At 62.7% G+C, this 12,909-nt stretch carries 11 protein-coding genes; all 11 read left to right on the top strand.

The window, feature by feature from the left end; translation table 11 throughout:
• Window positions 1-272: 272 nt before the first annotated feature.
• On the top strand, window positions 273-1,445 hold the full coding sequence (locus IG627_RS11800) for a Gfo/Idh/MocA family protein (protein ID WP_226865000.1): 1,173 nt from the start codon (window positions 273-275) through the stop codon (window positions 1,443-1,445).
• Window positions 1,446-1,598: 153 nt separating this feature from the next.
• The gene (locus IG627_RS11795; protein ID WP_319024558.1) at window positions 1,599-2,657 is read left to right on the top strand and encodes a sugar phosphate isomerase/epimerase family protein; all 1,059 of its coding nucleotides are present in this window, start codon (window positions 1,599-1,601) and stop codon (window positions 2,655-2,657) included.
• Between the two features lie 54 nt (window positions 2,658-2,711).
• Window positions 2,712-4,034: an MFS transporter gene (locus IG627_RS11790; RefSeq protein ID WP_226864998.1), complete on the top strand. Its 1,323-nt coding sequence runs from the start codon at window positions 2,712-2,714 to the stop codon at window positions 4,032-4,034.
• A gap of 45 nt (window positions 4,035-4,079) precedes the next feature.
• A complete protein-coding gene (locus IG627_RS11785; RefSeq protein ID WP_193192570.1) occupies window positions 4,080-5,087 on the top strand; it encodes a LacI family DNA-binding transcriptional regulator in 1,008 nt (335 codons plus the stop codon).
• Between the two features lie 43 nt (window positions 5,088-5,130).
• Window positions 5,131-5,841 (top strand): 3-keto-disaccharide hydrolase, encoded by a 711-nt coding sequence (locus IG627_RS11780; protein ID WP_226864996.1) that lies wholly within the window; start codon window positions 5,131-5,133, stop codon window positions 5,839-5,841.
• 2 nt (window positions 5,842-5,843) lie between these two features.
• The gene (locus IG627_RS11775) at window positions 5,844-6,056 is read left to right on the top strand and encodes a twin-arginine translocase TatA/TatE family subunit (protein WP_193192568.1); all 213 of its coding nucleotides are present in this window, start codon (window positions 5,844-5,846) and stop codon (window positions 6,054-6,056) included.
• Window positions 6,053-6,952 (top strand): sugar phosphate isomerase/epimerase family protein, encoded by a 900-nt coding sequence (locus tag IG627_RS11770; RefSeq protein ID WP_193192567.1) that lies wholly within the window; start codon window positions 6,053-6,055, stop codon window positions 6,950-6,952. Before IG627_RS11775 ends, IG627_RS11770 begins: the two co-directional genes overlap by 4 nt.
• A gap of 138 nt (window positions 6,953-7,090) precedes the next feature.
• Window positions 7,091-8,890, top strand: a complete 1,800-nt coding sequence (locus IG627_RS11765; RefSeq protein ID WP_193192566.1) for a GMC oxidoreductase — start codon at window positions 7,091-7,093, stop codon at window positions 8,888-8,890.
• Between the two features lies 1 nt (window position 8,891).
• The gene (locus IG627_RS11760) at window positions 8,892-9,584 is read left to right on the top strand and encodes a gluconate 2-dehydrogenase subunit 3 family protein (protein ID WP_193192565.1); all 693 of its coding nucleotides are present in this window, start codon (window positions 8,892-8,894) and stop codon (window positions 9,582-9,584) included.
• Between the two features lie 202 nt (window positions 9,585-9,786).
• Window positions 9,787-12,537 carry a TonB-dependent receptor gene (locus IG627_RS11755; RefSeq protein WP_193192564.1) on the top strand — a complete coding sequence of 917 codons (2,751 nt, stop codon included), beginning with the start codon at window positions 9,787-9,789 and terminating at the stop codon, window positions 12,535-12,537.
• A gap of 75 nt (window positions 12,538-12,612) precedes the next feature.
• Window positions 12,613-12,909: hypothetical protein (locus tag IG627_RS11750; protein ID WP_193192563.1), on the top strand; the 297-nt coding region annotated here is incomplete at its 3' end.

The following is a 12,909-nucleotide window of genomic DNA, read 5'->3' as shown; positions in this document are numbered from 1 at the left end:
GCCGGCGACCTATAGCTTAGGACAAGTATAAAGGCTGAAAGCTCCAAAAGGCATGAAATACGTCCAGTCGGCGGAAGATGTCGTCCGTTGGTCGACTTATCCAAATAGATTTCAATTATAGCGATACATGGAGGAAATTGACGCCAAATCTTCATATTTGCACGTCAAAGGGGATTGCTGAAACAGAATGTAACCGGTTACACTGGCGTTCATCGACTGTTGGGTCGAATGTTTTGACGGTAGTGATTCCAGTAGAGCCAAGGTAGCGGTACATGAGCGAAAGAGTGCGAATGGGCATGGTGGGGGGCGCAGAAGGGGCGTTTATAGGCGCAATACACCGTATGGCCGCGGCCCTGGATGGCGGTATTGAGCTGGTCGCCGGCTGTTTCAGCAGTGACCCGTCGCGCGGCCGGGCAACTGCTGCGAAGCTGGGGTTGCCCGCAGACCGAAGCTACGCCAGCTACCGCGACCTTGTACTCGGCGAGGCCGCGCGGCCGGCTGGCGAGCGCATGGAATTTGTCTCCGTAGTCACTCCCAACGACCTGCATCTGCCGGTGGCCATTGAGGCACTGCAGGGCGGTTTCCACGTCCTCTCGGACAAGCCCGCAGCGCGCTCGCTGGAGGAGGCCCTCAGCCTGAGAGCGTCGGTTGAACAGTCGGGCCTGGTGTACGGGCTTACTCATACCTACGCCGCCTACCCGATGGTACGGCAGGCGCGAGAGATGGTATTGGACGGCGAGCTGGGCGCGGTGCGCCGGGTAACTGTCTCCTATCCCCAGGGCTGGCTTGCATCTGCCGCGGACACTGGCGGCAGCAAGCAGGCATCCTGGCGCACGGACCCGGCGCGCTCCGGTGAGAGTGGCTGCTTCGGCGATATAGGCACCCACGCCCACAACCTGGTGGAGTATGTCACCGGCTCGAGGATTACGGAGGTCTGTGCAGACTTGCGCTCGCTGGTTGAGGGGCGGTTGCTCGACGACGACGGCGCTGCCCTGTTCAAACTGGAAAACTCCGCCCGCGGGACCCTGACGGCGAGCCAGGTCTGCGCCGGCGAGGGCAACAACTTGAATATCAGTATCTACTGCGAAAAGGGCGCACTTCTGTGGCAGCAGGAGGATCCCAACCGCCTTCAGGTACGGCGCAGGGGGCGGCCGCTGGAGACATACCAGGCGGGTACTGACTGCGCTTACCTCGCAGAGGGAGCCAGGGCTCTCTGTCGCACGCCAGTGGGGCACCCGGAAGGCTATATCGAGGCTTTCGCCAATATTTACAGGGATTTTGCCGCCAGGGTGCTGGCTCACCGCGAAGGCTCGCTGGCCGCCGCCAGCGATATAGAGGCCGGGGTGCGGGGCATGGCATTTGTGCGCGCTGCCATCGAGAGCAGCCGCAACCACTCTAGTTGGGTCTCCCTGCGTCCACTCTGGGAAGAGCCGGCAACCCAATAATTAGATAGATAAAAAATTTAGGCAAACCCTGAATATCGTCATTCCGGCGCAGGCCGGAATCCAGCCCCCGGGTTACCGGGCTCCGGCTTTCGCCGGAGCGACGAAACTGATTTGTTCAGCGTTTAACTAGCAATTTTAAGGCCAACAATAATGATGTCATCGAGAATCCAGGGCCCCGCAATCTTCCTCGCCCAGTTCCTGCCACCGGCCGGCGAGCAGGCTTCCCTGCAGTCGATGGTCGAGTGGGCCGCGGGGCTGGGCTACCGGGGGGTGCAGATTCCCACCTGGGACAAGCGTATTTTCGACCTGGAATTGGCCAGCAGCAGCCGGGCCTATTGCGACGACGTGTTGGGCATCTGCGATGCCGCCGGCGTGGCGATCACCGAGCTGTCCACACACCTGCAGGGTCAGTTGGTGGCCGCGCACCCGGCCTACGGTGACATGTTGGATATTTTCGCGCCTGAGCCCCTGCGTGGAGACCAGCGGGCCAGATCCGAGTGGGCGCGCGATCAGCTGCTGAAGGCGGCGCGGGCCAGCGCCAACCTGAAGCTGAAATCCCACGCGACCTTCTCCGGCGCCCTGCTGTGGCATACCTTCTACCCCTGGCCGCAGCGGCCGGCGATGCTGGTGGAGGACGGCTTCCGCGAACTGGCCAGCCTGTGGCTGCCGATCCTGGATGCCTTCGACGGCGCCGGCGTCGATCTCTGTTACGAGCTGCACCCGGGCGAGGACCTGCACGATGGCCTCACCTTCGAAAGGTTTCTCGATGCGGTCGGCGACCACCCCCGCGCCAATATTCTCTACGACCCCAGCCATTTCCTGCTGCAGCAGCTGGATTACCTGCAGTTTATCGATATCTACCACGAGCGGATCCGGGCCTTCCACGTGAAGGATGCGGAGTTCCGCCCCAGCGGCCGCGCCGGTGTCTACGGTGGCTACGCGCCCTGGATAGAGCGCCCGGGCCGCTTCCGCTCACTGGGTGACGGCCAGGTAGACTTTCGTGCCATCTTCAGCAAACTGACCCAATACGGTTTCGACGGCTGGGCGGTGCTGGAGTGGGAGTGCTGCATCAAGGACCAGCAGCAGGGCGCGCGGGAGGGGGTCGTCTTTATCAATGACCACCTGATCACCGCGGCGGAGAAGGCCTTTGACGATTTTGCCGGGGCCGAGCCGGACAGGGCCAGGAACCGCAGGATACTGGGCCTGGACTGAAGGCGCGGGATCACCAGCAGAAAATAAATAATAACGATAACGGAGAAAGAGCAGATGAAAGCACCCGCAGATGCGTCCCGCTACAGCAGGGTATTCCTGGTGGGCAACCTGTCGATATTTATGATCGGCCTGGGCTTTGCGGTCAGGGCCTCAATCGCCGGCGACCTGCAGGCGGATATCTACGACCAGATTGACCTGGCCAACTCCACCGCCATGCTCGGCGAGGCGCTGGGCTTCACCTTTACCGGCTTCGCCTTCACGCTGTTGTTTGGCAGCGCGCTGGTGGACCTGGTCGGTATCAAGCGCATGCTGCTGCTCTCCGCGTGCGGCTACCTGCTCGGCAGCCTGATGATCATCGCCGCCTCGCTGGTGCCTGCGGGCCCCGGTGTCGAAACCCTGGTGCTGGTGGGCCTGTTGCTGACCGGGCTCGGCTGGGGCGCGGTCGAGGCGGCCAGCAACCCGATGGTCGCCGCCGTGGATCCGGACAACAAAACTCAGCGACTGAATGTACTGCACGCCTGGTGGCCGGGCGGCATAGTGGTGGGCGGCCTGCTGGGGCTGGCGATCTCCGCTGCCGGCGCCCCCTGGCAGCTGAACCTGGTGGTGCTGGCCCTGCCGGCCGTGGCGATGGCCTGGCTGGTGGCGACGGCGGAATTCCCGGTGACGGAAAGGGTGGCCTCGGGCATCGGCTATGGCGATATGTTCCGCGAACTGCTGAAACAGCCGCTGTTCGTCCTGCTGTGGATCTGCATGTGGATGACCGCCGCCGCCGAACTGGCGCCGGGGCAGTGGGTCGACCTGACCCTGTCGCGGGTGGTGGGCATGAAGGGCATAGTGATTCTTATCTATGTCAGCATGCTGATGTTTGTGATGCGTCACTTCGCCGGCGCCCTGGCGAAGAAGCTGTCGCCCATCGGCCTGCTGTGGCTTTCCAGCCTGCTGGCCGCCGCTGGCCTCTACGCCCTGAGCCTGGCGCGCTCGCCGGCGACGGCGCTGCTGGCCGCCACCCTCTGGGGTATAGGCGTCTGCTATATGTGGCCGACGATGCTGGCCACGGTCTCCGAGCGCTTCGTGCGCGGCGGGGCCCTGTTCCTGGGGCTGCTGGGATTCGGCGGCGGCATGGCCATCCAGTTCGTACTGCCGAAGCTGGGAGCCATCTTCGACGAGGCGAAACTGGAGGCCGCCGGTGGGCTGGAGGCCTTCGAGCGGCTCTCCGGTGCCGAGCTGGACGCGGTGCTGACAGCGGCATCGGTGGAATCCTTCCAGTCCCTGGCCCTGGTGCCACTGGCCCTGTTGCCGGTGTTCGGTGCCATCTGGCTGCTGGACCGGCGTCGCCGTTCAGCTGCAACGCCTGAAGCAGGCCTGGCCCGGGGATAAACGGGGCGACCAAAAAAGGTCGCCGACAACAGAGTAAAGGTGCAAATGTCCAACATTCGCGAAGTCGCCCGCCTATCGGGTGTATCCGTCGCCACAGTGTCCCGGACCCTGAAGGATCCGCGGCTGGTATCGCCGCAGACCAGGGAGCGGGTACTCAAGGCGGTGGAGGAGACCGGTTACCGGCCCAACCTGCTGGCGAGAAATTTCAGCTCGGGAAAATCCTATGCGGTGGTGGTGCTGGTGCCCAATGTCGCCAACCCTTTCTTCTCCAAGGTGATCAGGGGCATAGAGCAGGCGGCGCAGGACCAGGGCTACTCGGTGCTGCTGGGGGATACCCAGGGCAAGCCGGAGCGGGAGCACTTCTACGCCGGCATGGCGCTGACCAGCCAGGCGGACGGCCTGATCCAGCTCGACTGCCGCTATCCCTTCGCGGAGAAGGACATGGCCCTGGCCGCGTCGGTGCCCATGGTCAACGCCTGTGAACGCATCGCCGACGACGCCAGCTACCCGGTGGTGGAACTGGACAACCGCGGTGCCGCCAGCGCCGTCGCCCGGCACCTGGTGGCCCTGGGGCACCGCCGCATGGGTGTTATCACCGGGCCGGCGACCAGCCCGATTGTGCGCGATCGCCTGGCGGGCTTCTGCGAGGTGTTGCGGGCGTCGAACCTGGAACTCGATGAATCGCTGCTGGTGAATGGCGAATTCACCATGTCCTCCGGCGCCCGCGGCGCGGAGACGTTGCTCTCGGCGAACAGGCCACCCAGCGCCATCTTTTGCATGAACGATGAAATGGCCATCGGCGCCATTCACCAGATCAAGAAGAAAGGCCTGAGTGTACCGGGGGATATTTCCGTGGTGGGCTTCGACAACATCGAGTTTGCCTCCTTTATGGACCCGCCGCTGACCACCATCGACCAGCCGGCAGAGGAGCTGGGGCGCCGCGCCATGGAGACGCTGCTGCAGATGATTGCCGGCAATCCGCCGGAGCAGAAGCGCGCGAAGCTCGCCTTCGACCTGGTGATTCGCGAGAGCAGCGGCGAGTGCCGTGACTGAATAGATTTACCGATCAAATCGCTAGTACAACGGGAGAAGAATAATGCAGGTAACCGGAAATAAAATGGCGTTCGGCAAACTGGTGGCAGTCGGCCTGGCGCTGCTCTGTGGTGTCTCCGCCTGCGAGCGGTCTGTGCAGGCAGAAACTGAAACTGCGGAACAGTGGCGCCCGCTGTTTGACGGCGAGACACTCAACGGCTGGACCGGCGTCAACGGCTCGCGGATCGGCGACGCCTGGCAGGTGGTCGACGGCAACCTGGTGCTCACCGCCGGCGGCGCCGGCGACTTGGTGAGCGCGGAAAAATTTGCGGATTTCGAGTTGCAGCTGGAATGGAAAATCTCCGAGCGGGGCAACAGCGGCATCATCTATCGCGTGGCCGACGAGGACGCCCCGGTGTGGATGAGCGGTATGGAATACCAGGTGCTCGACAACGCCGCCTACCCGGAACTGGAAAAGCCCAGCCACAGCGCGGGAGCCCTGTTCGACCTCTATGCGCCGAGCGAGGAAGCGGTACGGCCCGCGGGGGAATTCAACAGCACCAGGATCCGAGTCGAGGACGGACGCGTGGAGCACTGGTTGAACGGCCGCAGGATCGTCAGCTACCAGCTGTGGTCCGAAGACTGGCGCGCGCGCCTCGCCGACAGCAAGTTTTCCGATTACCAGCAGTTCGCGCGCACCGAGCGCGGCCATATAGCCCTGCAGGATCACGGCGATAAAGTCTGGTACCGCAACATCAAAATCCGGGAGCTTTGACCATGGGCATTTCCGGAATCAGTTTCTGGCAACTGCTGATAGTGCTGCTGATCGCACTGACGCTGTTCGGGAGTGGCAGGATTCGCAGCCTCGGAGAGGATATCGGCGGTGCCATCGGCGGTTTCCGCAGATCACTGCGCGGTGGCGAGGGTGCGCCGACTGGCGAAGGTCGCGCGCTTGAAAAAGGGGAACTCGAAAGAGGGGAGGGCGCATGAACAGGCGGCAATTTCTGATCAAAAGCGGGGGCCTCGCATCTGTGGCCCTGGCCTCCTCCCTGCTGCCAGGCTGCCAGTCCCAGCCGGGCGGAAGCGACAGAAAACTGTTCGAACTGTCCCTGGCCCAGTGGTCCCTGCACCGCCAGTTGAGAAGCGGCGAACTCAAGGTGCTTGATTTCCCGGTCAAGACGCGCGAGGCGTTCGATATAGGGGCGGTGGAGTACGTCAACCAGTTCTTTATGGACAGGGCCGAGGACCGCAAATTCCTCGGCGAAATGAAAACCAGGGCCTCGGACAACGGCGTGCAGAGCCTGCTGATTATGGTGGATGCCGAGGGAGACCTGGGAGACCCGGATAGCGCGCTCAGGCAGCGGGCGGTGGAAAATCACTACAAATGGGTGACGGCGGCCGAGTACCTGGGTTGCCACTCGATCCGCGTAAACGCCTCCGGGCGCGGCAGCCGCGAAGACGTGCAGGCGGCCTCGGTGGATGGCCTGCGCCAACTGGCGCAGTTCGCGCGCGATTACGGCATCAGTGTCATTGTCGAAAACCACGGCGGCTACTCCTCCGACGGCCTGTGGCTGGCGCAGGTGTTGGCGAGCGTGGACCTGCCCAACTGCGGCAGCCTGCCGGACTTCGGCAACTTCGGCGACTACGACCGCTACCTAGGCGTGCGTCAGTTGATGCCCTACGCGCGCGGCATCAGTGCCAAGAGTTTTGAATTCGATGCGGACGGCAACGAGATCAATACGGATTTCGTGCGCATGTTGCAGATAATTCGCGATGCCGGTTACCGGGGGCATATCGGTATCGAATTCGAAGGCGAGGGCGACGAGGACCTGGGTGTCCTGGCGACAAAAAAACTGCTGCAGCAAGCGGAGCGACTGCTGGTATGAGCGGGCTTTTGCAAACCTTTATCGGTGTATTAATGGCGGAATAAAAATTTACCGGAAAATGTAACCGGTTACAGCGATCCGGTCATGCGCGGGCCAGGTCGCAAAAAAATAATGAAGCAGCGCAATGGGAGAAATGCGATGTCGAGTGAACAGTTCAACAACCAAAAAGAGTATGACGCGCTGATTGTCGGCTCCGGTGCCGGCGGCGGTATGGCCGCCTATGTGCTGGCTACCGCCGGCCTCAAGGTGCTGATGCTGGAAGCGGGGCGCTCCTATGACCCGGTCAAGGAGACGCCGATGTTCAATTTGCCCAAGGACGCGCCGCTGCGCGGCGGCAGCACGCCGGACAAGCCCTTCGGTTTTTACGATGCCACCGTGGACGGCGGCTGGCAGGTGCCCGGTGAACCCTACACCCAGGGCTCGACGGCGCCGGGGCGGAAATTCGACTGGTGGCGCGCGCGTATGCTCGGCGGGCGCACCAACCACTGGGGACGCATTTCCCTGCGCATGGGCGAGTACGATTTCAAACCCTATTCCCGCGACGGGCTGGGTTTCGACTGGCCGATCGGCTACGAAGACCTGGCGCCCTACTACGACAAGACGGAAATGCTGATCGGTGTCTACGGCACCAATGAGGGCCTGGAAAATACCCCCGACTCGTCCGACGGTGTTCTACTGCCACCACCCAAGCCGCGCGCCTACGAGCTGCTGGCAAAAAAAGCCTGCGAAAAACTCGATATCCCGGTAATTCCATCCCACCTGGCGATCCTCAGCGAGCGCCTGGATCACGAAAATATTCCGCAGAAACTGTTCCCGGACAACAAGCTGGCACAGGAGGTTACCCGCCAGTCGATGCAGTCCCGCGCGGCCTGCTTCTGGGCCACGCCCTGCGGGCGCGGCTGCTCCATCAAGGCCAATTTCCAGTCGACCACCGTGCTGCTGCCGCCGGCCCTGGCCACCGGCAACCTGGACATCATCACCGATGCGATGGTGCGCGAAGTGACGGTCGACAAGAAGGGCCGCGCGAGCGGAGTCCTCTATGTCGACAAGAACACCCGTCGCGAGGAGTACGCCACTGCGCGCGTCGTCGTCGTCGCGGCCAGCGCCGCGGAGACCTCGCGCATCCTGCTGAATTCCAAGAGCCCGCTCTTCCCCGACGGCCTGGCCAACGGCAGCGGCGCCGTGGGCAAGTACCTGATGGATACCGTGGGTGCCGGCGTCAGCGGGCAGATACCGGCACTGGAAAACCTGCCGCCGCACAACGAAGACGGCGCTTCGGCCATGCATATGTATATGCCCTGGTGGAAGTACAAGGAGCAGTTGCGCGGAGAGCTGAATTTTGCGCGCGGCTACCACATCGAATTCGGCGGCGGCCGCAGCATGCCCGGCGCCGGTGCCTTCGGCGGCATGGGCGACTTTACCGGCGGCGCCTACGGCAGTGATTTCAAAGAGGCCTGTCGCCGCTACTACGGCTCCTTTGTGTGGTTCGACGGCCGCGGGGAAATGATTCCCAACGAGGATTCCTACTGCGAAATCGACAAGGACAAAGTGGACCAGTGGGGCATACCGGTATTGAAGTTCCACTGGAAGTGGAGCGAGCAGGAACTGAACCAGGCCGCGCATATGCACAAGACCTTTGCCGAGATTATCGAGGCCATGGGCGGCAAGACGACTTCTCCGGTGCACAGCGACGGCGCCAAGGCAATCATCAACGGCGGGGCAATTATTCACGAGGTGGGCACGACGCGTATGGGCTCCAGCCCCAAAGACTCGGTGCTCAATCCCTACTGCCAGGCCTGGGAGGTACCCAACCTGTTTATCACCGACGGGGCGCCCTTTGTCTCCAACGCAGACAAGAACCCGACCCTGACCATCATGGCACTCGCCTGGCGCACCAGCGACTACATCGTGGAACAGCTGAAGCAGAGGAGTATCTGACATGAGCGACGAGAAACTGAACCTGAGCCGCCGCAGCGCCCTGCGCCTCATCGCCACCACCGCCGCCTCGGTGCCGGTGATCGGCTGCGCGGAAAAAGTGGCCGAGAAGACGGTGGAGAAAGCGGCGAAATCCGCCCCTGTAGAAGCGCCGCGCAATCCGGTGCCGGTGAGGAAGGCCCCGCTGCGCTCGCCCACGGACCCGGACCTGTTGAACCCGACGATTCACTGGGATTTCGTGCTGGAAGAAGGGGAACTGGTGACCCTGGCGGCCCTGTGCGACGTGATCATTCCCGCAGATGAAATTTCGCCGAGCGCCTCCGAGGTCGGGGCCCATCACTATATCAACGAATATGTGAGTGCACCCTACGACAACAACAAGGCGGACCTGATCACCGTGCGCGGCGGCGTTGTCTGGCTCGACAGCGAATCCAAACGGCGCTTCCAGCGGCCCTTTACCGAGCTGGACGGCACGCAGAAAACCGCCATCTGCGACGACATCAAGTGGGAAAAAACCGCAAGGGCGGAATTCAAGGCCGGGGCCCGCTTCTTTGCCAAGGTGCGCAACCTGGCCGCCACCGCCTTCTACACCACCGAAGCGGGCATGGCGGATATCGGCTATGTGGGCAACAAGCCCACGGCGGTTTTCGCCGGCCCACCGCCGGAAGTGCTGGCGCGCCTCGGCCTGGACGGGTGAACCAAGCGGAATAATTTTTCAGACGGCGCCGAAAAGGAGGTGGGCCATGTGACAGAGCTAGCCACGAATCCGGCAGCGAACACTGCCGGTTAAACAGTGCAGCGGTAATCGACAAAGAGAGATAACGAGGCTTTTTCCGGTCGGGGCGGTATTCAGGGTGTACGGAAAGCCGAAACAATAAAGATAAGTGGAGACAAGGATAATGAAAAAGAGAGAATTTCCCGGAGCCAATTACTATTCGGATGTCCTGCGGACTTCCGCCAGTGCGCTGGTCCTGTTCGCTGTTATAGGCGCAGCCCAGGCGCAGACCGATGCGGTGCAAGAGGGTAGGGCGCAAGGCGAGACCATCGAGGAGATAGAGGTCGTTGGCATTCGATCCACACTGGAGCGAAACCTGGACATCAAACGCGATGCGGTCTCTTTCGTGGATGCCATCACCGCCGAGGACGTGGGCAAGTTCCCGGACAAGAATGTCGCCGACGCCCTGCAGCGCGTGCCCGGCGTATCCATCACCCGCAGCGGCGGTGAGGGCCAGTTTGTCAGCATCCGCGGCACCAGCTCGGCGCTGACGCTGACCCAGCTCAATGGCAATTACATCGCCACCGCCTCCACGTCCAGGGACCCGCAGCGCTCCTTCAACTTTGCCCTGCTGCCGGCCAACCTACTCGAGCGCACGGAAGTTTACAAAACGCCGGAAGCCAAAATCGACGAGGGCGGCCTGGGCGGCACCATCATAGTCCACACCCGCCGTCCCCTGAATATGGAATCCGGTACCGGTTTTCTCAACTTCGAGGAGACCTACGCGGACGTGACCGGCGAGATGGAGCCGCAGTACAGCGGGCTCTATTCCTGGAAGAACGCCGCGGAAAACTTCGGCGTGCTGGTCTCCTACACCTCCCAGGAGCGCACCAGCATCTCCGAGGGAGTCTCCCTGGAGAACTGGACCCTGTTTGACGATGCGCGCGCGGATGAAGACTTTGCCCAGGCGTCGCTGGAAGATACCGCCGGCAACAAAATCACCGGCTACGCGCCCTTCGCCGTGGTGCAGTCCCAATCCAAAGAGGCGCGGGACCGCCAGGGCTACCAGGTGACGGTGCAGTGGGAGCCGACCGATCGGATCTCCACCACTTTCAACTACATCGGCGCTAAGCTGGAGCAGAACAACGACCAGAACCTGATCCTGGCGGCGGAGTGGGATTACCGCGACCCGGCGATAGTGCCCGGCAGTGTCCGCTACGACGGCGACACCATCGTCGCCATGGACCTGGCGGACGCGGACCTGTCGGATCACGCCATCGACCTGCAGGCGCCGGCCATCGGTTCCCGCCGCTCCCTGTCGGAATCCAAGTCCGATACCTACGACCTGGAAGTGGTCTACGAAGGGGATGGCTACACCGCGTCCGCCAACGTCGGCCACACAGAGTCCAGCGGCGGCACCAGCTTCAATAACCTGCAGCGCTTCTACGGCGTCGGCGGCGCCACCCAGTCCTACGGCTGGGACCTGCACGCCGGCACCATAATGCACTACGACGCCGAACCGGCGGACTTCAACGGCTTTGGCTGGCGCTCCGCCGATGCCGGCACCTCGTCGGACGAAGAGTTCTACGCCCAGGTGGATTTCAACCTGGAAACCGACTGGGGCATTTTCGAGTCCTTCGACATGGGCGCCAAGTATCGCGACCACGAGATAGGACGGCGCTTCGAAAACCTGCTCTGGGACGACGGCGACCCGAATAACGCCACCCTGTGGGGCGGTTGCTGTGGCCTGGGCTACGAGTACTGGCACACGGATGCCAACCTGCCGTCCGCGGCGGAGATCGCCAGCTTTATTCACAAAGTCAAGGGCCTGACAGGCGAAGCGGGAACGGAAAAATCCTTCCTGTCTGTGGACTGGGATGCCTACACGGCCTGGCTCGACGACAACTTTATTCGCAGCCGCCGGGACGACCCCAACAACTTCTTCAACATCAACGAGGAAATCACCGCGGCCTACCTGCAGGGCAATTTCAACACCGGCGCCCTGAGCGGCAACCTGGGCCTGCGCCTGGTGCAGACGGAGCAGCGGGCGGAAACCTTCGACGCTCCCCTCGGCATTCGCGACGAGGAGCTGGACGTCAATGCCGGGAGTTACACCGATGTTCTGCCGAGCTTCAACCTGAAGTGGGAGGCCGACGAGGATCTCATCGTTCGCGCCGCCGCGTCGAGGGTGGTCGCCCGGGTCGGCTACGGCAGCCTGGGTGCCTCCGAGGGCTTCGACGCGCCGCCGGAGGGCTCGGATATGACCACCGGCTCCCGCGGCAACCCGGATCTCGAGCCCTACGACTCCACCCAGTTCGACCTGGGCGCCGAGTGGTATTTCCGCAGTGCCTCGGTACTGGGCGCGGCGGTATTTCACAAGGAAATCGATTCCTTTGTCACCATGGCCCAGACCACCGAGAAGCGCGAGGTGCCCAACCGCACCGAGCCGGTGGACGTGATCTTCTCCCTGCCGGTCAACGGTACCGACGCTACCTCCACGGGGCTGGAGCTCTTCTACCAGCACGCCTTCGACTTCGGCGGCGGGGTGATCGCCAATTACACCTACACGGATACCTCCCTGGCGACGCTGGAGGTGGACGGCTCCAAGAAGGAGATTCCGCTGCCGGGCACCTCCGAGCACCAGTACAACCTGTCGGCCTACTACGAGACCGACAAGTTCAGTGTGAGGGCCTCGTACAACTTCCGGGATGACTTCGCCGGCGAGCAGTCCAACGGCCAGACGGTGTACACCGACGGCTACGGCCAGGTAGACGTCAACGGCTCCTACTACTTCACCGATGCGCTGGTGCTGAATGTCTCGGCCATCAACCTGACCAAGGAAGTGGGTGAGCGCTACTGGGGCTCCGAGGACCGGTTGTACAACCGCTTCTACACCGGCCGCCGTTTCTACATGGGGCTGAATTACAAGTTCTAGAAACGCTCGATGCATCGCGCCGGCGCCCGTCGCGCCGGCGTGATGTAGGTTTGTACTGGAGGGGGAGGGAATAGCGTGAGCCAAATAGACAAATGCGTCCGCAGCCGGATTCCGGCTCGCCTGCTGTTGGCCGCCGTCTGCGGCGCCCTGGCCGGTTGTGGCGGATCCGGTGGCGGCGGCGATAGCGGAAACGGTGGTGGCGGTGGTGGCGGTGGTGATGGCGGTGGGGACAGCGGCGACCCCGATCAGATCGGAGGCCCGCCCCAGGTAACCTTCGTCGACGCCACCGACACTTCGGGTATCCAATTTATCCACGGCTACCTGAACCCGGTCGGCGGCGATCCCGAAGCCTACAGCGGCGGCGTCGCCGCC

The organism is Microbulbifer taiwanensis (assembly GCF_014904815.1).
Classification (GTDB): Bacteria; Pseudomonadota; Gammaproteobacteria; order Pseudomonadales; family Cellvibrionaceae; genus Microbulbifer; species Microbulbifer taiwanensis.
Note: the sequence above shows the minus strand (reverse complement) of the source record. Positions and strands in the feature narration are given on the sequence as shown.